This window comes from Modestobacter sp. SSW1-42 (genome assembly GCF_046635825.1).
Lineage (GTDB): Bacteria > Actinomycetota > Actinomycetes > Mycobacteriales > Geodermatophilaceae > Modestobacter.
In genome coordinates this window covers 587,981-606,919 of the sequence record NZ_JBISCA010000003.1, presented here as the reverse complement: position 1 = coordinate 606,919, position 18,939 = coordinate 587,981, and the positions used below count along the sequence as shown (strand labels likewise).

The 18,939-nt window shown below is 75.1% G+C and carries 19 protein-coding genes, 3 pseudogenes and 1 riboswitch; of the genes and pseudogenes, 13 read left to right on the top strand and 9 right to left on the bottom strand.

The genetic code is table 11. The features are described from left to right. Positions 1–2: 2 nt before the first annotated feature. From ACGBYP_RS13230 to ACGBYP_RS13210, 5 genes are all read right to left on the bottom strand, one after another. Positions 3–980 carry an ABC transporter substrate-binding protein gene (locus ACGBYP_RS13230; protein ID WP_411584754.1) on the bottom strand — a complete coding sequence of 326 codons (978 nt, stop codon included), beginning with the start codon at positions 978–980 and terminating at the stop codon, positions 3–5. A 115-nt stretch (positions 981–1,095) separates the two neighbouring features. Next, positions 1,096–1,887 carry an amino acid ABC transporter ATP-binding protein gene (locus ACGBYP_RS13225; protein ID WP_411584752.1) on the bottom strand — a complete coding sequence of 264 codons (792 nt, stop codon included), beginning with the start codon at positions 1,885–1,887 and terminating at the stop codon, positions 1,096–1,098. Then, on the bottom strand, positions 1,884–2,852 hold the full coding sequence (locus ACGBYP_RS13220) for an amino acid ABC transporter permease (RefSeq protein WP_411584751.1): 969 nt from the start codon (positions 2,850–2,852) through the stop codon (positions 1,884–1,886). Before ACGBYP_RS13220 ends, ACGBYP_RS13225 begins: the two co-directional genes overlap by 4 nt. Then, positions 2,849–3,391, bottom strand: a complete 543-nt coding sequence (locus tag ACGBYP_RS13215) for a GNAT family N-acetyltransferase (protein ID WP_411584748.1) — start codon at positions 3,389–3,391, stop codon at positions 2,849–2,851. Before ACGBYP_RS13215 ends, ACGBYP_RS13220 begins: the two co-directional genes overlap by 4 nt. A 95-nt stretch (positions 3,392–3,486) precedes the next feature. Further along, positions 3,487–3,609, bottom strand: a complete 123-nt coding sequence (locus tag ACGBYP_RS13210) for a hypothetical protein (RefSeq protein ID WP_411584746.1) — start codon at positions 3,607–3,609, stop codon at positions 3,487–3,489. A 36-nt stretch (positions 3,610–3,645) separates the two neighbouring features. Then, a riboswitch (SAM riboswitch) is annotated at positions 3,646–3,759 on the bottom strand. Positions 3,760–3,904: 145 nt separating this feature from the next. Between ACGBYP_RS13210 and ACGBYP_RS13205 the strand changes: the two genes are divergently transcribed. The 6 genes from ACGBYP_RS13205 to chrA are packed head-to-tail and all read left to right on the top strand — an operon-like array spanning position 3,905 to position 10,380. Then, a complete protein-coding gene (locus tag ACGBYP_RS13205) occupies positions 3,905–4,000 on the top strand; it encodes a putative leader peptide (RefSeq protein ID WP_411584744.1) in 96 nt (31 codons plus the stop codon). 22 nt (positions 4,001–4,022) lie between these two features. Next, positions 4,023–5,936 carry an FAD/NAD(P)-binding protein gene (locus tag ACGBYP_RS13200; protein WP_411584742.1) on the top strand — a complete coding sequence of 638 codons (1,914 nt, stop codon included), beginning with the start codon at positions 4,023–4,025 and terminating at the stop codon, positions 5,934–5,936. 16 nt (positions 5,937–5,952) lie between these two features. After that, a complete protein-coding gene (locus ACGBYP_RS13195; protein WP_411584741.1) occupies positions 5,953–7,149 on the top strand; it encodes an LLM class flavin-dependent oxidoreductase in 1,197 nt (398 codons plus the stop codon). 10 nt (positions 7,150–7,159) lie between these two features. After that, a complete protein-coding gene (locus tag ACGBYP_RS13190; RefSeq protein ID WP_411584740.1) occupies positions 7,160–8,506 on the top strand; it encodes an NtaA/DmoA family FMN-dependent monooxygenase in 1,347 nt (448 codons plus the stop codon). Then, entirely contained in the window at positions 8,503–8,982 is a 480-nt protein-coding gene (locus ACGBYP_RS13185) for a flavin reductase family protein (protein ID WP_411584738.1), read from the top strand. The genes ACGBYP_RS13190 and ACGBYP_RS13185 overlap by 4 nt, the downstream gene beginning before the upstream one ends. Before the next feature lie 12 nt (positions 8,983–8,994). Continuing rightward, entirely contained in the window at positions 8,995–10,380 is a 1,386-nt protein-coding gene (chrA, locus tag ACGBYP_RS13180) for a chromate efflux transporter (RefSeq protein WP_411584736.1), read from the top strand. Positions 10,381–10,389: 9 nt separating this feature from the next. Here chrA and ACGBYP_RS13175 read toward each other — a convergent pair whose 3' ends face one another. From ACGBYP_RS13175 to ACGBYP_RS13160, 4 genes are all read right to left on the bottom strand, one after another. Beyond that, positions 10,390–11,133: a GAF and ANTAR domain-containing protein gene (locus ACGBYP_RS13175; protein WP_411584734.1), complete on the bottom strand. Its 744-nt coding sequence runs from the start codon at positions 11,131–11,133 to the stop codon at positions 10,390–10,392. 41 nt (positions 11,134–11,174) lie between these two features. Continuing rightward, positions 11,175–12,809, bottom strand: a complete 1,635-nt coding sequence (locus tag ACGBYP_RS13170) for a Na+/H+ antiporter (RefSeq protein ID WP_411584733.1) — start codon at positions 12,807–12,809, stop codon at positions 11,175–11,177. A 106-nt stretch (positions 12,810–12,915) separates the two neighbouring features. After that, positions 12,916–13,872, bottom strand: a complete 957-nt coding sequence (locus ACGBYP_RS13165) for a PfkB family carbohydrate kinase (RefSeq protein ID WP_411584731.1) — start codon at positions 13,870–13,872, stop codon at positions 12,916–12,918. A 69-nt stretch (positions 13,873–13,941) separates the two neighbouring features. Beyond that, a complete protein-coding gene (locus tag ACGBYP_RS13160; protein ID WP_411584729.1) occupies positions 13,942–15,006 on the bottom strand; it encodes a Gfo/Idh/MocA family protein in 1,065 nt (354 codons plus the stop codon). A gap of 43 nt (positions 15,007–15,049) precedes the next feature. Between ACGBYP_RS13160 and ACGBYP_RS13155 the strand changes: the two genes are divergently transcribed. The 7 genes and pseudogenes from ACGBYP_RS13155 to ACGBYP_RS13125 all read left to right on the top strand — a co-directional run. Further along, positions 15,050–15,655 carry a DUF1349 domain-containing protein gene (locus ACGBYP_RS13155; protein WP_411584727.1) on the top strand — a complete coding sequence of 202 codons (606 nt, stop codon included), beginning with the start codon at positions 15,050–15,052 and terminating at the stop codon, positions 15,653–15,655. Positions 15,656–15,721: 66 nt separating this feature from the next. Beyond that, the gene (locus tag ACGBYP_RS13150) at positions 15,722–15,925 is read left to right on the top strand and encodes a DUF4287 domain-containing protein (protein WP_411584726.1); all 204 of its coding nucleotides are present in this window, start codon (positions 15,722–15,724) and stop codon (positions 15,923–15,925) included. Positions 15,926–16,015: 90 nt separating this feature from the next. Further along, a complete protein-coding gene (locus ACGBYP_RS13145) occupies positions 16,016–17,218 on the top strand; it encodes a pyridoxal phosphate-dependent aminotransferase (RefSeq protein ID WP_411584724.1) in 1,203 nt (400 codons plus the stop codon). Then, positions 17,215–17,970 (top strand): nitrilase-related carbon-nitrogen hydrolase, encoded by a 756-nt coding sequence (locus ACGBYP_RS13140; protein WP_411584722.1) that lies wholly within the window; start codon positions 17,215–17,217, stop codon positions 17,968–17,970. The genes ACGBYP_RS13145 and ACGBYP_RS13140 overlap by 4 nt, the downstream gene beginning before the upstream one ends. A 95-nt stretch (positions 17,971–18,065) precedes the next feature. Then, positions 18,066–18,269: pseudogene (locus ACGBYP_RS13135) on the top strand (cold-shock protein); the annotation flags it as partial. Between the two features lie 99 nt (positions 18,270–18,368). Further along, positions 18,369–18,557, top strand: a pseudogene (locus ACGBYP_RS13130) (cold-shock protein); the annotation flags it as partial. Between the two features lie 93 nt (positions 18,558–18,650). After that, positions 18,651–18,836, top strand: a pseudogene (locus ACGBYP_RS13125) (cold-shock protein); the annotation flags it as partial. Positions 18,837–18,939: the final 103 nt, after the last annotated feature.

The window sequence follows — 18,939 nt, the reverse complement described above, 5'->3', positions numbered from 1 at the left end:
CTTCACGAGCCCAGGCCCGGCGGGTTGGTGCGGGACTCGGTGACGGCCTCGGCGCCCAGGCCCCAGCGGTCGAGGACCTGCGCGTAGCTGCCGTCGGCGATGGCGCCGTTGAGCGCGGCGGTGAACGCCTCGGCCAGCCCGTTGCCCTTCTTCGTGGCGACGGCGATCTCGGCGGTGTCCGGCCAGCCGCCGTTGGTCGTGCCGGCGATGGCGACGTCCTGGGGGCTGGTGGCCGCGCTGTAGGCGGCGGTGGCGTTCGGCCCGACATAGGTGTCGAGGCGGCCGGACTGCAGGGCCAGCACCGCGTCGTTGTAGGACTCGTAGTAGTCGATCGTCACCGGCGCGAGGCCGGCCTCGGTGTTGGCGGCGTCCCAGGCCAGCAGGATCTGCTCCTGGTTGGTGCCCGAGGACACCCCGACCGTCAGCCCGGCGACGTCCTCGGCCTCGGCGATGGTGCGGCCGCTGTCGGCCCGGACCAGCCAGCCGAGCTGGTCGACGCGGTAGGAGGAGAAGTCGAAGAGCTCCTTGCGCTCCTCGGTCACCGTGACGTTGGAGATGGTGGCGTCGACCTCGCCGGACTGGGTGGCCAGCGGCCAGTTCGACCAGTCGTTGACCACGAGCTCCAGCTCCAGGCCCAGTGCGTCCGCGACCAGGGTGGCGATGTCGGTCTCGTTGCCGATGACGGTGGCGTTGTCGTCGGCGAAGAAGGCCAGCGGGACGGCGCCCTGGGTGACCGAGACCTGCAGCTTCCCGTCGGGGAAGGCGCCGTCGGGCAGGAGGTCGATCGCGGCCTGGTTGCGCTGGGTGTGCACCCGGTCCTGGTCCCGGGTCGTGTTCACCACAAGGGCGCCGGTGGTCACGCCCTCCTGGACGGCGGCGGCCTGCTCGATGGCGCTGGAGCTGGTGCACGCGCCCAGGGCCAGCGCGGACACAGCGGCCAGGACGGTGACGAGCGGGGCTCGCCGGCTACGTGCGGTCACGTTCTTCTCTCCTCAGGTCGGTCCGCGGGCGCGGACCATCGCCGGGCGGCGCGCGCTGCGCCGTCCGAGGGGGGGTGGGGGAGGGCCCCGGCGCGGGTGGCGCCGGGCCCGTCGTTCAGAGGACGCGGGCGAGGAAGGCGCGCGTGCGGTCGTGCTGCGGGGCGTCGAGCACCTGCTCGGGCGGGCCCTGCTCGACCACCCGGCCGCCGTCCATGAAGACGACCTGGTCGGCGACCTCGCGGGCGAAGCCGATCTCGTGGGTGACCACGATCATCGTGGTGCCGGTGCGGGCCAGGTCGGTGATCACCTCGAGCACCTCGCCGACCAGCTCGGGGTCCAGCGCCGACGTCGGCTCGTCGAACAGCAGGACGGCGGGCCGCATGGCCAGCGCCCGGGCGATGGCCACCCGCTGCTGCTGGCCACCGGACAGCTGCCGCGGGTAGGCCCCGCCCCGGTCGCCGAGCCCCACCCGGGCCAGCAGCTCGCGGGCCTCCGCCTCGACCTCGGCGCGCGGCCGGCCCTGTGCTGCGACCGGGGCCTCGACCACGTTCTCCAGCGCCGTCAGGTGCGGGAAGAGGTTGAAGGACTGGAACACGAAGCCGAACCGGGTGCGCTGGCGCAGCAGCTCCTTCTCCGGCAGCTCGTGCAGCCGGTCGCCGTCCCGGTGGGCCTTCCGGCGGTAACCGACCAGTTCGCCGTCCAGGGCGATGAAGCCGCGGTCGACCTTCTCCAGGTGGTTGATGCTGCGCAGCAGCGTCGACTTGCCCGAGCCCGACGGGCCCAGGACGACGGTCACCGTGCCCGGCTCGACCACCAGGTCGACGCCGTGCAGCACCTCCACCCCGGCGTAGGACTTGTGCACCCCGTGCACCTCGACCCGGCCCGGGCGGGCCTCGACGGCGGTCATCGGGTGGCCCCGCGGGGGGCGCCGAAGCGGGACAGCACGGAGCCGAGCTCGCTGCGCACCCGCTGCAGCGGGGTGGGTGGCAACGTGCGGACCGCGCCGCGGGAGTAGTACCGCTCCACGTGGTACTGGACGACGGTGACCACGGTGGTGAGCACGACGTACCAGATCGCGGCGACCACCAGCATCGGCAGCACCCGCTGCGTGCGGCCGTAGATGACGCTGACGGTGTAGAAGAGCTCGCCGAGGGCCAGCACGTAGACGATCGAGGTGCCCTTGAACAGGCCGATGACCTCGTTGACCGCGGTCGGGACGATGGTGCGCATCGCCTGCGGCAGCACGATCCGGGTCGTCTGCCGGCGCCGGGGGATGCCCAGGCTGGCGGCGGCCTCGTGCTGTCCCTGGTCGACCGAGAGGATGCCCGCCCGCACGATCTCGGCCGAGTAGGCGGCCTGGTGCAGCCCCAGTCCGAGCACCGCGGCGCCGAACTTGTCGATCAGCGAGAGCGTCTCGACGCTGGCGAACGACGGGCCGAACGGGATGCCGAGGTCCAGGTGCTGGTACAGGTAGGCGAGGTTGTACCAGAGCAGCAGCTGCAGGATCAGCGGCACCGAGCGGAACACCCAGGTGTAGCCCCAGCTCACCGCCTGCAGCAGGGGCGAGCGGCTCAGCCGCATGAGCGCCAGCACCGTGCCCAGCGCGAAGCCCACCACCGCGGTGATCGCGGTGAGCTGCACGGTGGTCAGCACGCCGCGGACGATCGACTCCTCGGTTAGGTAGGCGCCGACGACGCCCCACTCCCACCGGGGGTTGGTGACCAGGCTGTTGACCACCATCGCCAGCAGCACGGCCACGACGGCGGTGGCCACCCAGCGGCCGGGGTGCCGGGCCGGCACCACCCTGAGCTCGTCGAAGGGCGTGCCGGCCGGTGGTGCGGCGGACGCCGGCCGGGTGTCGAGGGTGGTCATGCGAGGTCTCCCAGCTGCTTGTCGAAGGCGTACAGGCGCTCGGCGACCGGCAGGCCGCGCAGCGTCTCGAGGTCGGTGGGGCGGGGGACGGCGGGGTCGAACAGCGGCGTCCACCCGGTGGCGAGGTAGAGGTCGCGCGCCTCGGGCTGGCGCGGACCGGTGGTCAGGTACATGCGGCGGTAGCCCGCCCGGGCGGCCCGGTGCTCCAGCAGGGCCAGCACCTGGCGGGCCAGGCCCCGGCGGCGGTGGGTGGCCGCGGTCCACATCCGCTTGACCTCGGCGGTGCCGGGGTCGGCGTGCCGCATGAACGCCCCGCCGGCGACCGCGGCGCCGTCGTCGAGCAGCAGCACGAAGTCACCGGACGGCGGCTGGAACGCAGCGTTCGGGTAGCGGGCCAGCTCCTCGGCCGCGCCGCCGAACAGGTCGCCGTAGCGGGCGTCGTACTCGGCGGCCAGGTCGGCGAACAGCGGCACGGCCAGCGGGGAGTCGGGGTGGACCCGGACCACCTGCAGGCCGGGGGAGGACAGGGGCGTGGACATGCGTCAGGGACTCCTGGGCGGGGAGGGCGCGCTCAGCGACCGCCGGGGGCCGGCGGGCGGGGCGGGGAGGTCGGTGGGGAGGGGACGCGGCTGCGTCAGCGACAGAGCGCGCTGTCGGTGCGCAGCAGGTCGACGGCCAGGCGGCCGACCAGGTCGGTGGAGACCCGCTCGACAGCGGTGCTGTCGGCGGAGGCGGCGCGGCGGCCGGTCTGTCCCACGGTGTGCTGCTCCTCGTTCGTCCCCTGGAGAGGGGAGGCCACTGCTTGCCGGGGCGCGGGTCGCGCTCGGCCAGGTCGTCACCCGGGGCACCCCGTCGCAGGGAGGGTTGCCGGCCAGCGAGCCGGGGCTTGTCGCTGGCGCTCAGGACCTGGGGCGGACCATAGGGGCACGACCCGCCAGTCGTCAAACACGATCGGTTTGATAGACATTGCGGCGAGCGACACACCGTCGCGGGGAACAGCCCGCCGCGCGGGCGCCGTTCACCCGGCGAGACGACGAGGAGAGGAGACGCACGTGCCCAGCACCGCCCTGGTCCGCCGCCGGCACGTCGACCTCCTCCGCACGGCGAGCGCGCAGTGTCTGCGGACGGTCCCGACCACGCGTCCCTGACCCTCCGTTCCCCGGAGCCCGCATGTCCTCCGCCCCGAACTCCCGCACGTCCAGCCCCTCCGTCGCCGTCGTCGGCGCCGGACCCACCGCGATCGGCCTGCTCGAGCGGCTGATCGCCAGCGCCCCCGAGCTGTCGGGGTCCGACCGCCTGCAGGTGCACCTGGTCGACCCGCACCCGCCGGGCGGCGGCCGGGTCTGGCGGGCCGCCCAGCCCTCGCTGCTGTGGGCCAACTCCCTGGTCGCCGACGTCACCGTCGTGCCCGACCCCTCGGTCACGGTCGAGGGCCCGGTGGGCGAGGGGGCGACGCTGGAGTGGTGGGTCGGGTCCGTCGGCCGCGGCCTGCCCGTCGGTGACCCGATCGGTGACGAGGCCCGGCGGCTCGCGCCCACCGACTTCCCGTCGCGGCCGCTGGTCAACGCCTACCTGGGCTGGGTGCTCGCCCACGTCGTCGAGTCCGCCCGCCCGTGGGCCGACGTGCACCTGCACACCGGCACCGCCGTCGACGTCCGGGTGACCGGCGACGGCGTGACCGTCGTGCTGGCCGACGGCCGCGAGGTGGGCGCCGACCTCGCGGTCCTGGCCCAGGGCCACCTGGACGCGCACGCCACCGACGAGGAGGCCGCGACCGCCCGCCGTGCCGCGGCCGCCGGCGCGACCTACCTCCCCACCGGCTACACCGCCGACCTGGACCTGTCGGTGCTGGCGCCCGGCGAGCCGGTGCTCGTCCGCGGCGCCGGGCTGGCCTTCACCGACCTGATGGTGCTGCTGACCAGCGGCCGCGGCGGGCGGTTCACCTCCGACGGCGACCGGCTGCGCTACCTGCCCAGCGGGCAGGAGCCGGTGCTGCACGTGGGCTCCCGCCGCGGAGTGCCCTACCGGGCGAAGCTGGGCTACGTCTGGCCCGGCCCGCCGGTGCCGCTGCGCTTCTTCACGCCGGAGGCCCTGGACGCGCGGTTCGGCGACCGCCCGCTCGACCTGCGGGCCGACCTCGCGCCGGTCATCGCCCGCGAGCTGGGCTGGGCGCACTACACCGAGCTGTTCGACGCCCACCCCGAGCGCACGACGTTGCCGTGGCCGGAGTTCGCCGAGCGCTACGCCGCCACCGACGACCCGGTCGCCGTCGCGGCGCTGGTGCAGGCCGCCGTCCCCGACCCCGTCGACCGTTTCGACCTCGCGGCCCGCGACCGCCCGCTGGCCGGCGCCCGGTTCGCCGACGCCGAGGAGCTGCAGGAGGCGGTCCGCGACCTGGTGCGCGCGGACCTGGCGCGCTCGGCCGACCCCGCGTACAGCTCCGACGCCGCCGTCTTCACCGCGCTGCTGTACTGCCACGGCACCATCGCCGGGCTGGTCGGGGCCGGGCGGCTCACGCCCCGCTCGGAGGCCGAGGACGTCGCCGGCTGGTGGATGAACCTGTTCAGCTACCTGGCCAGCGGCCCGCCCGCGCCCCGGCTGGCCGAGCTGCTCGCGCTGTCGGAGGCCGGTGTCCTGCGCTTCCTCGGCGCGGACGCGCAGTTCGAGCTCGACGCCGCCGCCGGGGTGTTCCGCGCCCGGTCGGCCAGCGTCGAGGACGCCGTCGAGGCCCGGGCGATGGTCGAGGCCCGGGTCCCCGCACCCTCGGTCGCCGCCACCCCCGACGCGCTGGTCACCACCCTGCTGACCCGGGGCGTGGCCGCGGAGAAGGTGCTCGCCGACCCGAGCGCACCCGGCGGTGCCCGCAGCACCGGCCGGCTGCACGTCGACGCCGCCCAGCGGGTCGTCGACGCCACCGGACAGGCCTCCGACCGGCTGTTCGCCCTCGGTTTCTGGACCTCGGGCGCGCAGGTCGCCGCCTTCGCCCGCCCCCGCACCAACGCCCCCTTCTTCCGGCAGAACGACGCGCTGGCCCGCCGGCTGTGGCGCGCGCTCGTCCCCGCCGCCGTCCCCGCCGCCGCCTGAGGTCCTGGAGCACCCGATGACCACACCCCTGCACCTGGCCGTCGCCCTCGACGGCGCCGGCTGGCACCCCGCCGCCTGGCGTGAGCCCGACGCCCGCCCCACCGAACTGCTCACCCCCGGCTACTGGGTCGACCTGGTCACCGAGGCCGAACGCGGCCTGCTGGACCTGGTCACCTTCGAGGACGCGTTCGCGCTGCAGTCAGCCGACCGCTGGGCGCCCGACCAGCGCACCGACCAGGTGCGCGGCCGGCTCGACGCCGTCCAGGTCGCCGCCCGGGTCGCGCCGCTGACCCGCTCGATCGGGCTGGTGCCGACCGCCGTCGTCACCCACACCGAGCCCTTCCACCTGTCCAAGGCGATCGCGACCCTGGACTTCGTCAGCAGCGGCCGCGCCGGCGTGCGGGTCCGGGTCGGGGCGCTCCCGGCCGAGGCCGCGCACATCGGCCGCCGGCAGCTGCCCGACCTCCGCGACCTCGACCCCGCGGACCCGGTCGCCCAGGCCGGCCTGCGCGAGCTGTTCGACGAGGCCGCCGACTGGGTCGAGGTCGTCCGCCGGCTCTGGGACAGCTGGGAGGACGGCGCCGAGGTCCGCGACGTCGCCACCGGCCGGTTCGTCGACGTGGGCAAGCTGCACTACGTCGACTTCACGGGCCGGCACTTCTCCGTCCGCGGCCCCTCGATCACCCCGCGCCCGCCGCAGGGGCAGCCGGTCGTGGCCGCGCTCGCGCACCAGGCCGTGCCGTTCGAGCTGGTCGGCCGCAGCGCCGACCTGGGCTTCGTGACCCCGACCGACGCCGCCGACGCGGGCCGCATCCTCGGTGAGGTCCGTGCCGCCCAGACCGCGGCCGGCCGGGCGGAGGAGACCGTGCACGTGCTCGGCGACCTCGTCGTCTTCCTCGACGAGGACGAGGCCACCGCCCGCGCGCGCAAGGACCGCCTCGACGAGCGGGCCGGCGAGACGTTCACCAGCGACGCCGCCGTCTTCGTCGGGACGCCGTCGCAGCTGGCCGACCTGGTCGCCGACTGGACCCAGGCCGGGCTGTCCGGGCTGCGGCTGCGCCCGGCGACCCTCCCGCACGACCTGCGCCAGGTGACGACCGGGCTGGTGCCCGAGCTGCAGCGCCGCGGGCTGTTCCGCACCGCCTACGAGGCGTCCACCCTGCGCGGCCTGCTCGGGCTGCCGCGCCCCGCCAACCGCTACGCCAGCGTCTGAGGAGGCGACCATGACCAAGCAGGTGCACCTCGCCGCGCACTTCCCCGGCGTCAACAACACCACCGTGTGGAGCGACCCCGCGGCCGGCAGCCACATCGAGTTCGACTCGTTCCGCCGGTTCGCCGCCGCCGCCGAGCGCGGGAGGTTCGACTTCCTGTTCCTGGCCGAGGGGCTGCGGCTGCGCGAGCAGAACGGCGCGATCTACGACCTGGACGTCGTCGGCCGGCCCGACACCTTCACCGTGCTCGCCGCCCTCGCCGCGGTCACCGAGCACCTGGGGCTGGCCGGGACGATCAACTCCACGTTCAACGAGCCCTACGAGGTGGCCCGGGAGTTCGCCACCCTCGACCACCTCTCCGGCGGGCGGGCGGCGTGGAACGTCGTCACCTCGTGGGACGCCTTCACCGGCGAGAACTTCCGCCGCGGCGGCTTCCTCCCGCAGGACCAGCGCTACGAGCGGGCCCGCACCTTCCTGGCCACCGCGATGGAGCTGCTCGACTCCTGGCGCGGCGACGAGATCGTGGCCGACAAGGAGACCGGCGCGTTCCTGAGCACGCCCACCCCCGGCCGGTTCGCCCACGCCGACGCGCACTTCGACATCGCCGGGCAGTTCGACGTCCCGCGCAGCCCGCAGGGCCGCCCGGTGGTCTTCCAGGCCGGTGACTCCGACGAGGGCCGCGAGTTCGCCGCCTCCGCCGCGGACGCCATCTTCAGCCGGCACGGCACCAAGGAGGCCGGCCAGGCCTTCTACGCCGACGTCAAGGGCCGGCTGGAGAAGTACGGCCGGGCCCGGGAGGAGCTGCTGATCCTCCCCGCGGCGACCTTCGTCATCGCCGACACCGACGCCGAGGCCGCCGAGCTCGCCGCCGAGGTCCGCCGCCAGCAGGTGTCCGGCCAGACCGCGCTGCGCAAGCTCGAGGAGGTCTGGAACCGGGACCTGTCCGGCTACGACCCCGACGGCCCGCTGCCCGAGGTCGACCCGCTGGTCGGGGAGAACACCGTCGCGAAGGGCCGGGCCAGCGTGCGGATGAACAAGGACCCGCTCGCCGTCGCCCGCGACTGGCGGGAGCGCGCCGAGGCCAAGGGCCTGTCGATCCGCGAGCTGATGATCGAGGTGAGCAGCCGGCAGAACTTCATCGGCAGCCCCACCAGCGTCGCCGACCAGATCGACGACCTCGTGCAGTCCGACGCCAGCGACGGGTTCATCCTCGTCCCGCACATCACCCCCGGCGGCCTCGACGTCTTCGTCGACACCGTGGTCCCGCTGCTGCAGGAGCGCGGCGTGCACCGCACCGAGTACACCGGGACGACGCTGCGCGACCACCTCGGCCTCGCACCGCTCGGCGGCACGGCGTGACCGCGCCGCTGGCCGAGGAGTTCCGCGCGGTCATGGCCGGGGTGGCGACCCCGGTCTCGGTGGTCACCACGCTCACCGACGGGCGCCCGCACGGGACGACGGTGAGCGCGTTCGCCTCGCTGTCGCTGGCCCCGCCGATGGTGCTGGTGTCGCTGGACCGGGGCTCGGAGCTGCTGGCCCGCCTCGCCGTGGACGGCGTCTTCGGGGTCAACGTGCTCGGCAGCGACCAGGCGTCGCTGGCGCTGCGGTTCGCCCGGAAGGGCGACGACGACTTCGCCGGCGTCGACTGGGTGGCCGAGGACGGCGCCCCGCGGCTGACCGGCAGCCCGGGCTGGCTGGCCTGCACGGTGAGCCAGCTCGTCGCCGGAGGCGACCACGTGATCGTGCTCGGCGAGGTGCGGGCCGCGGCGCGGGAGGACCTGGCGCCGCTGACCTACCACGCGCGCACGTTCGGCACCCACGCCGCGGCGGTCTGAGAGGCTGCGGCGGTGACGACGCCGCCCCGGTCGCCGGGAGACGCCGCCGACCGCACCGGGGTGCCCTTCGGCACCGCCGTGCGCGCCTGGTTCCTGATCTCGCTGCAGACCTTCGGCGGCCCGGCCGGCCAGATCGCGGTCATGCAGCGGACGCTGGTGGAGGAGAAGCGCTGGATCGGCCAGCGCCGGTTCCTGCACGCGATGAACTACTCGATGCTGCTGCCCGGCCCCGAGGCCCAGCAGCTGGCCACCTACGTCGGCTGGCTCATGCACGGCACCCGCGGCGGGCTGGTGGCCGGCGGGCTGTTCGTCCTGCCCGGCGTGGTGGCGCTGCTGGCGCTGTCGGCGGTCTATGTGGCCTGGGGCGACACCACCGCGGTCACCGCCCTGTTCGCCGGGCTCGCGCCCGCGGTGGTCGCGATCGTGGTGCAGGCGGTCGTCCGGGTCGGCAGGCGGGCGCTCACCAGCCGGGTGCTGCTGGGCATCGCGGTCGCCGCGTTCGCCGCGCTCGCGCTGTTCGGCGTCCCGTTCCCGGTGGTCGTCGCGCTGGCCGGCGTCGCCGGCTGGGCGCTCCACCGGTGGCGTCCCGCGGCGGTGCCCGACAGGCCGGCGAAGGACGCCGACGACGGCCCGGCGCCGCTGATCGGCGACGACGAGCTGCACACCGAGCAGCCTTCCGGCCGCCGCACGCTGCGGGTGCTGGTCGTCGGTCTGGTCGCCTGGGGCGTGCCGATCGCGGCGGTGGCGCTGCTGACCGGCGCGGGCAGCGTCCTCACCGAGCAGGGGCTGTTCTTCTCCGGCGCGGCGGTGGTCACCTTCGGCGGCGCCTACGCGGTGCTGGCCTACGTCGCCCAGCAGGCGGTCGGGGTGTACGGCTGGCTGGCGCCGGGGGAGATGGTGCGCGGCCTGGCGCTGGCCGAGACCACGCCCGGGCCGCTGATCATGGTGGTGCAGTTCGTGGCGTTCCTGGGCGCCTACCGCGACCCCGGCAGCCTCGACCCGTGGGTCGCCGCGGTGCTCGCCTCGCTGCTGGTCACCTGGGTGACGTTCGTGCCCAGCTTCCTGTTCGTGCTGCTCGGGGCCCCGTACATGGAGCGGCTGCGCGGCAACCGCTCGCTGTCGGCGGCGCTGACCGGCATCACCGCCGCCGTCGTCGGGGTGATCGCCAACCTGGGGCTGTACTTCGCGGTGCACACGCTGTTCAGCGAGGTCGTGGCCGTCGACCGGTGGGGGCTGAGCCTGGAACTGCCCGACCTGGGCAGCCCGCGCTGGGTGGCGCTGGCGATCACCGCGGTCGCCGCCGTGCTGCTGTTCCGGCTGCGCTGGTCGGTGCTGCGCACGCTGGGCGTGTGCGCCGCACTCGGCCTGGCCGCCGGGCTGGCCGGCCTGCCCGTCTGACCGGGCCGGTCAGCGCGTGAGGGTGCCGGTGGCGGCCAGCTCCTCGGCGACCTGGTGGAGCTTGCGATTGCTGTCCTGGCTGACCTTGGCCAGCACGTTGAACGCCTGGTCGGCGGTGATCCTGAAGCGCTCCATCAGGATGCCCTTGGCCTGGCCGATGACGTCCCGGCTGGCCAGTGCGGCCGAGAGGTGACCCAACTGCTGGGCGTCGGCCACCGCGACCGAGGCGTGGCTGGCCAGCAGCAGCCCGACCTGCTCGGACTCGTCGGTGAAGGCGCTCGGCTGACCGGAGACGCAGTCGAGCGCACCCAGCGCGTCGCCCTCGACGAACAGCTGGAGGCACAGCAGGCTGCGGACGGCGATCTCCGGTGCGCGAGCGCCCAGCGCGGGCCAGCGGTCGTCGGTGGGCAGGTCGTCGACCCGGACGGTGCGCGACTCGTACAGGGCGTCCAGGCACGGTCCTTGACCCAGCTCGTCCTGCAACGCGTCGAAGGCCCGCGGTCGGTCCCCGGTCGCGGCGGCGGAGCGGACGTGCCGCCGCCCGCGGGCGATGGTGATCGTCGCGTCCTCCGCGCCGGGCACCAGGGCCACCGCGGTCGCCACGATGCGCGCCATGACCTGCTCGGGGTCGCGGCGACCCTGCAGGTCGCGGGCTGCCTCCGCGAGCTGGACGGCGAGGTCGTTCGTCCCGGCCGTCGTGCCGGAGTCCTGCGCGGAGGGCTCGCCGTGCGTGTCCTGCTGGGGGCCGCTCATACGCGGACCCTGCCACATCCCGGCGGTCGGGGACCGGACGGTCAGCGCTTGGGGAGCAGGCCCTCCTCGTGGTCGAGCTCGCGCTCGAGGATGCGCAGCCCCTCGTCGGGCAGCCGGGCGCCGTCCCGCCAGCGCAGCAGCTCCTGGCGTTCGGCCTCGATCACCGCGCGGCGCAGCCGCAGCGCGGCCTCGTAGCCCGGCGACAGCGGGATCTCCCCGCCCTCGGCGGTGCTCAGCAGGTCCAGCCGCTTGCGGTAGCGGTCCAGCCGGGTGGTCAGCTGCGTCCGCATCGCCTCGATCGCGCGGTCGTCGACGGCGTCGTGCTCCTCGGACTGCAGGGTGTCCAGCCGGGCCAGCCCGGCCTCGACCGCGGCGATCCGGGCCTCGTTGCGCAGCCGGGCCTCGTCGGCCTGGTCGGCGCGGCAGCCCAGCGCCCGCACCAGCGGGGCGAAGGTGACGCCCTGGCCGACCAGGGTCACCAGCACCGCGAGGAACGCGCAGAACAGCAGCAGGTCGCGGTCGGGGAACGGCGCCCCGGTGTCGGTGACCAGCGGCAGCGTGAAGATCGCCGCCAGGCTGATGACGCCGCGGGTGCCCGCCCAGCTCAGCACGACGATCTCCCGCCCCGACAGGCGCCCGACGAACTTGCCGCTGCCCTCGGTGTCCCCGCCCAGCCGGCTGTGCATCGACGCCGGCAGCGACTCGGTGAGCAGCAACCACAGCGGCCGGATGAGGAGCACGGACCCGACGGTGATGGCGGCGGCGATCACCACGGTGGAGGTGTCGTACTGGCCCAGCCCGCGGATGACCTCCGGCAGCTGCTGCCCGATCAGCAGGAAGACGATGCCCTCGAGCAGGAAGTCGACCAGCCGCCAGACCGCGTCGGTCTGCAGCCGGCTGGCCCCCGACGTCCAGTACGGCGCGTTGTGCCCGATCACCAGCCCGGCGACGACCACCGCCAGCACACCGGAGACGTGCACCGCCTCGCCCAGCAGGTAGGCGACGAACGGCGTGGCCAGCGAGATCGCGTTGGACGTCAGCGGGTCGCGCCGCAGCCGGCGCAGCGGCCGGACGCCGTAGGCCACCACCAGCCCGGCGGCCACGCCACCGACCGCGGCGATCGTGAACTCACCGACCGCCGCCGGGGTGGAGAAGCCCTCGCCCTGCGCGGCGGTGACCGCGACGGTCAGGATGGTCAGCGCGGTGGCGTCGTTGAGCAGCCCTTCGCCCTGGATGAGCGTGATCAGCCGCGGCGGCAGCCCCACCTTCCGGCCCACCGACAGCGCGGCGACCGGGTCCGGCGGGGCGACCGCGGCGCCCAGCGCGATGCCCGCGGCCAGCGTCGCCCCGGTGACGAACAGCGCGAACCCGGCGCCGATGACCAGCGCGGTCACCAGCACCAGCAGCACCGACAGGCTGACCACGGTGCGCAGGTTCCTGCGGATCGCGGTCAGCGAGGAGTCCAGCGCCGCGCTGTACAGCAGCGGCGGCAACACGAGGGTCAGCACCAGGTGCGGGTCGAGCGCGACGTTCGGCCCGGGCAGCAGGGCGTACACGATCCCGACGACGGTCAGCAGGGCGGCGGCCGGCAGCCCGGTGCGGTCGGCGACCGCCCGGACCGCGACGATCACCGCCACGGCGCCCAGCACCAGCAACAACATGGTCTCGGCGCTCACCGGCCCAGTCTCCCGGACGGCGGGTGCCCGGCCGGGGAGCGGTCCGGCCCGGTTGCCGGGTCCCGGCTCGTGCGCAGCGGAGGCCGGGTGGCGACGGGGCCCTCCCTCAGCTGCGGGCGGCCTCGAGCTCGGCCAGCGTGGGCGGGTTCGCGCCGGCCTTCGTGCAGGCCAGAGCGGCGACCAGCGCGGCGTCGTCCAGCAGGGCGGCGAGCTCGCCCTCGGGCAGCGCGCGCAGCGCGGCGGAGGTGAGCACCCCGGTGCGGGCCAGCCCGGCGAACAGCCCGGCGGCCAGGCTGTCGCCGGCGCCCACGGTGTCGACCACGGTGACCGACGGCGGCTGCCGGTGCAGCAGGGTGCCGTCGGGGCGGGCCGCGCGCAGGGTGTCGCCGCCGTCGGTGACCACCACCAGCGACGGCCCCTCGGCGGCCCAGCGGAGCGCGGTGGCGTCGAGGTCGGCGTCCGGCTCCAGCCACTGCAGGTCCTCGGCGCTGACCTTCACGACGTCCGCGGTGCGCCGCAGCAGTTCGACCTGCGCCCGGACGGCGTCGGCGTCGGCGATCAGGCCGGGGCGGATGTTCGGGTCGAAGCTCACCAGCGCCGTCCCGTCGTCCCGGACCCGGCGCACCAGCTCGGCGATGGCGTCCGAGCCCGGCGGCGTCCAGCTGGAGATCGAGCCGATGTGCACGATGCGGGTGTCGGCGGGCCAGGCTCGCGTCAGCTCGTCGGCGGTCCACTGCCAGTCGGCGGCGCCGACGGTGTGGAAGGAGTACTCGGCCGAGCCGTTCTCGGTCAGCTCGACCACGGCCAGGCTCACCGGCTCGGGCGCGGGCAGCATCGCGTCGGTGCCGACGCCGTTGCGGCTCGCGTGCCCGCGCAGCAGCGCGCCGAACGGGCCTGGACCCACCCGGGCCATCAGGTGGCTGACCGCGCCCAACCGGGCCGCGGCGACCGCGACGTTGAGCGCGTTGCCGCCGGGGAAGGCCGTGTACTGCGGCGCCTGCCCGGGCTCGGGTGCCCCGGAGGGGATCAGGTCGATCACGAGCTCGCCGCAGACGGTGATCACCGACACACCGTAGCGGTGCCGCAGGGAGTCCCAGCGCGACGGTTCCCGGAGCGCTGGGACTCCACGAGCTCAGTCGTTCGGGTAGACGACGCCGAGCTGGGCGCGGACGCCGTCCAGGAAGCGCATGAGGGCCAGCGAGTCCTCCAGCGGCATGACCGGGCTCTCGGTCAGCCCCTGCTGCACGCAGCGGGTGACCTCGCGCAGCTCGTGCACGTAGCCGGACCCGATGAGCTCGAACTCCTCCACCCGCACCGGGGCGTCGCCGACCTGCACCTCCAGGCGGCCGGGCCGGTAGACCGAGTCCGCGCCCTCGGCGCGCAGCCAGCCCGCACTGCCGCAGACCAGCGCGGTGTGCGGCGAGCGGGCCAGCAGCGAGGTGGTCAGCTGCGCCTGCGCGCCGGAGTCGTACGAGAGCGACAGCGCGTTCTGCGCGTCCACGCCCTCGCCGTTCAGCGTCCCGACGGCGGTGACCGAGGCCGGCAGGCCGATCGTGCCCCACGCCCACAGCAGCGGGTAGACGGCGAGGTCGAGCAGCGCACCGCCGCCGTCGGCCGGCGCCCAGATGCGCGCGGTCGGGTCGGCCGGGGCAGGGAAGGACACCTCGGCGTTCACCCAGTGCACCTGCCCCAGCTCGCCGGACGCAGCGATCTGCAGCGCCCGCTGGTAGGCCGGCAGGAACCGGGTCCACACGGCCTCCATCAGGAAGACGCCGCGCTCGCGGGCCAGCTCGACCAGCTCGGCGGCCTCGCGCGCGTTGACCGTGATCGGCTTCTCGACCAGCACCGACTTGCCGGCGGTGAGCGCCGCGCGCACCACGGCGGCGTGCTGGGCGTGCGGGGTGGCGACGTAGACCACCTCGACGGCGGGGTCGGCGAGCAGCGCGTCCAGGCCCGAGCGGGTGTCGTCGTCACCGTAGGAGGCCGCGAACCCGAACTGCTCGGCGAACGCGGCGGCCTTGTCGGCGTGCCGCGAGCTCACCGCGGCCAGCGTCGCGTCGGCCAGCAGCGCGATGTCCGCGGTGACCTTCGCGGCGATCGAGCCGGTGGACACCACGCCCCAGCCGACGGGACGGCCGGTCGCGGCCAGCGGGTCGGCGTCGAGCAGCTCCGGACGGGCGATGTACGGGGAGGTCATGGGCTCACGCTAGGGCCACCCCGGCGTCCTCTAGCGTGCGGGCATGAGCGACCGTGCGGGCACCAGCGACGACGCCGTCCAGCCGTGGAGCGCCGGGACGTGGACGGCGACCCCGGCCGACGTCCGCGAGGAGGACGGCGACCTGCTGGTCACCGCCGTCGAGGGCAGCGACGCCTGGCGGCACACCAGCTACGGCTTCGTGCACGACTCCGCCCACGCCCTGCTCGCCCCGCTCGCCGACCCCGGCGCGGTCGAGGTGACCTTCGACCTCGACTACGGCCAGCAGTTCGACCAGGCCGGGCTGGTGCTGCGCGCCGACGCCGAGACCTGGGTCAAGGCCGGCGTCGAGTTCGCCGACGGCGCGCCCTCGGTCGGTGCGGTGGTGACGCTCGGCCGCTCGGACTGGTCGGTGGCCCCGGTGCCGCAGTGGGCCGGCCGCCGGGTCACGGTGCGGGCCAGCCGCTCCGGGGACGCCGTCACCGTCCGCGCCCGCGCCGACGACGAGCCGTTCCAGCTGGTGCGCGTGGCCGCCTTCCCGGCCGGGACACCGGTGGCCGCCGGCCCGTACTGCTGCGCGCCCACCCGCGCCGGGCTCGTCGTCCGCTTCCGGCGCTGGGCCACCGGCCCCGCCGACGCCGCCCTGCACTGACCCTCCGCCCCGCAGCGGCAGGCGACCCGTTCCCGCGGCGGCCCGCGCCTGGCAGCATCCCGGCGCATGACCGACGCACCCACGGGCCCGGCCAGCTACTTCCCGTCGATCGAGAAGAGGTACGGCCGCCCGGTCGCCGCGTGGCAGGAGCTGATCCGGGCCTCGCCGCTGACGAAGCACCGGGAGCTGGTGACCTGGCTCAAGACCGAGCACGGCCTGGGGCACGGGCACGCCAACGCCCTGGTGGCGGCCACCCTCGCCGAGGGGTGACCGGCTGCCCCGGAGCTCGTGCTCTGCTCACCACGGTGAGCAGAGCACGAGCTCCGCGACAGTGACCTCCGCGGACGGCAGGATGGGCGCGTGACCCGCACGCCGCACCTGTCCTCCCGGTTGCAGGGCTTCGGGACGACGGTCTTCGCCGAGATGAGCGCGCTCGCCGTGGCCACCGGCTCGATCAACCTCGGCCAGGGGTTCCCCGACGAGCCGGGCCCGCCCGAGGTGCTCGACGTGGCCCGCGCCGCCATCGGCACCGCGCACGACCAGTACCCGCCCGGGCCCGGCCTGCCCGTGTTGCGGACGGCGATCGCCGAGCACCACCTCCGCTTCCGCGGGCTCAGCTACGACCCGGACGGCGAGGTGCTGGTGACCGCCGGCGCCACCGAGGCGCTGACCGCCGCGCTGCTGGCGCTGCTCGAACCCGGCGACGAGGTCGTGCTGTTCGAGCCGATGTACGACAGCTACGCCGCCGCGGTCGCCATGGCCGGGGGTGTGCTGCGCCCGGTGCCGCTGCGCCCGCCCGTGGTCGAGCCGGGCAGCGTCAGCACCGACGCCTGGACCTTCGACGAGGCCGAGCTGCGGGCCGCGGTGACCCCGCGCACCCGCATGCTGCTGCTCAACACCCCGCACAACCCCACCGGCAAGGTCTTCACCGCCGGGGAGCTGGCGCTGCTGGCCGAGGTCGCCACCGCCGCCGACCTGCTGGTGCTCACCGACGAGGTCTACGAGCACCTGGTCTTCACCGGCGCCGCGCACACCTCGATCGCCACGCTGCCGGGGATGGCCGGGCGCACGCTGGTGGTCGGCAGCGGCGGCAAGACCTTCCACACGACCGGCTGGAAGATCGGCTGGGTGTGCGGGCCGGCGCCGCTGGTGGCCGCCGTCCGCACCGCCAAGCAGTTCCTCACCTTCGTCAACGGCGGGCCGTTCCAGCCGGCGGTCGCCGCCGGGCTGCGGCTGCCCGACGCGTACTTCACCGGGGTCGCCGCCCAGCTGCAGCGCCGCCGCGACCTGCTGGCCGCGGGGCTGGCCGCCGCGGGCCTGCCGGTGGTCAGCCCGCAGGCGACGTACTTCGCCACCGTCGACGTCCGGCCGCTGCAGCCCGACGGCGACGGCATCGCGTTCTGCCGCGCGCTGCCGGCCCGCGCCGGGGTGGTCGCCGTCCCGTCCGTGGTCTTCTACGCGGCGGCGGACGCGCACCTGGGCCGGCACCTGGTGCGGTTCGCCTTCTGCAAGCGCGACGAGGTGCTCGAGGACGCCGCGAGGCGGTTGGGGGGGATGCAGTGAGGATCGCCGCGGTCCAGCACGACATCGTCTGGGAGGACCGGGACGCGAACTTCGCCCGGCTGGCCCCGCAGGTCACCCGTGCGGTGGGCGCCGGTGCGGAGCTGGTGCTGCTCACCGAGACCTTCTCCACCGGCTTCTCGATGACCCCGGGCATCGGGGAGCCCGAGGGCGGTCCCTCGGCGCAGTTCCTCGCCGGCCAGGCCGCCGAGCACGGTGTGTGGGTCGCGGGCACCTGCCCGGAGGTCGGTGCCGGCGAGGAGCTGCCGCACAACGTGTTCGTGCTCGCCGGCCCCGACGGCAGCACGCACCGCTACCGCAAGCTGCACCCCTTCGCCGAGGAGCGCACCCGGTTCCAGGCCGGCACCGGGCCGGTCACCGTTGAGGTCGGCGGCCTGCGGGTCACCCCGTTCATCTGCTACGACCTGCGCTTCGCCAACGTCTTCTGGGACGCGGGCCCCACGACCGACGTCTTCCTGGTGCCGGCGAACTGGCCGCGCGCCCGGCGGCAGCACTGGACGACGCTGCTGTCGGCCCGGGCGATCGAGAACCAGGCCTACGTCGTCGGCTGCAACCGGGTCGGGGACGCTGCCGACGGCACCCACCACGCCGGGGACAGCCGCATCGTGAGCCCCACGGGCGAGCTGCTGGCCACCGCCTCGGGGATCGAGACGATCGTGCTCGCCGACGTCGACGCCGCCGAGGTGACCGCCACGCGGGAGCGTTTCCGCTTCCTCGCCGACCGCCGCGGCTGAGGAATCGCCGGGGCGGCTGGCCCCGGCGGGGCACCCTGGGGGACCCTGGTACCCGCAGGTACCGAGCAGTTGTCGAGATGTGCAGGAGTCGCAGGATGCCGCAGGGCACGGTCAAGTGGTTCAACGCCGAGAAGGGGTTCGGGTTCATCGAGCCCGACGACGGCGGGCAGGACGTGTTCGCGCACTTCTCCGCGATCGCCGACGACGGCGGGTTCCGCAGTCTGGACGAGGGACAGCGGGTCGAGTTCGAGGCGAGCCCGGGCGACCGCGGCATGCAGGCGGACTCCATCCGGCCGCTGGGCGGCGGCGCCGGCCGCGCGCCCGCCCGGGCCGAGCGCGGTTCCCGTGACGACTACCGCCAGGTCCGCGCCCCCCGCGGCGGCGGCGGCGAGTCCGAGGGCACCGTCCGGTTCTTCAACGCCGAGAAGGGCTTCGGGTTCATCGAGCCCGACGAGGGCGGCGACGACGTCTTCGTGCACTTCTCCGCGATCGTCGACGACGGCGGCTACCGCAGCCTCGACGAGGGCCAGCGGGTCGCCTACACCGCCAGCCCCGGCCAGAAGGGCCTGCAGGCCGACTCGGTCCAGCCCCTCGGTGGCGGCCGGGCCCCGGCCCGCAACGACCGCCGCGACGACCGGGCCCCCCGTGCGCCCCGCGGGGGCGGTGGCTCGCAGGGCACCGTGCGGTTCTTCAACGCCGAGAAGGGCTTCGGGTTCATCGAGCCCGACGAGGGCGGCGACGACGTCTTCGTGCACTTCTCCGCGATCGCCGACGACGGCGGCTACCGCAGCCTCGACGAGGGCCAGCGGGTCGAGTACTCCGCCAGCCCCGGCCAGCGCGGCATGCAGGCCGACCACGTCCAGCCCCTCGACGGCGGCGGCCGGGCCCCGGCCCGCAACGACCGCCGCGACGAGCGGCCGCGCCGGGACGAGCGGCCCCGCCGCGACGACCGGGCACCCCGCGCTCCCC

What these genes read in the sequence shown, in the direction of transcription:
- ACGBYP_RS13225 (WP_411584752.1), bottom strand. Translation starts at nt 1,887, where the DNA reads ATGACCGCCGTCGAGGCCCGCCCGGGCCGGGTCGAGGTGCACGGGGTG.
- ACGBYP_RS13220 (WP_411584751.1), bottom strand. Translation starts at nt 2,852, where the DNA reads ATGACCACCCTCGACACCCGGCCGGCGTCCGCCGCACCACCGGCCGGC.
- ACGBYP_RS13215 (WP_411584748.1), bottom strand. Translation starts at nt 3,391, where the DNA reads ATGTCCACGCCCCTGTCCTCCCCCGGCCTGCAGGTGGTCCGGGTCCAC.
- ACGBYP_RS13200 (WP_411584742.1), top strand. Translation starts at nt 4,023, where the DNA reads ATGTCCTCCGCCCCGAACTCCCGCACGTCCAGCCCCTCCGTCGCCGTC.
- ACGBYP_RS13195 (WP_411584741.1), top strand. Translation starts at nt 5,953, where the DNA reads ATGACCACACCCCTGCACCTGGCCGTCGCCCTCGACGGCGCCGGCTGG.
- ACGBYP_RS13190 (WP_411584740.1), top strand. Translation starts at nt 7,160, where the DNA reads ATGACCAAGCAGGTGCACCTCGCCGCGCACTTCCCCGGCGTCAACAAC.
- ACGBYP_RS13175 (WP_411584734.1), bottom strand. Translation starts at nt 11,133, where the DNA reads ATGAGCGGCCCCCAGCAGGACACGCACGGCGAGCCCTCCGCGCAGGAC.
- ACGBYP_RS13160 (WP_411584729.1), bottom strand. Translation starts at nt 15,006, where the DNA reads ATGACCTCCCCGTACATCGCCCGTCCGGAGCTGCTCGACGCCGACCCG.
- ACGBYP_RS13155 (WP_411584727.1), top strand. Translation starts at nt 15,050, where the DNA reads ATGAGCGACCGTGCGGGCACCAGCGACGACGCCGTCCAGCCGTGGAGC.
- ACGBYP_RS13150 (WP_411584726.1), top strand. Translation starts at nt 15,722, where the DNA reads ATGACCGACGCACCCACGGGCCCGGCCAGCTACTTCCCGTCGATCGAG.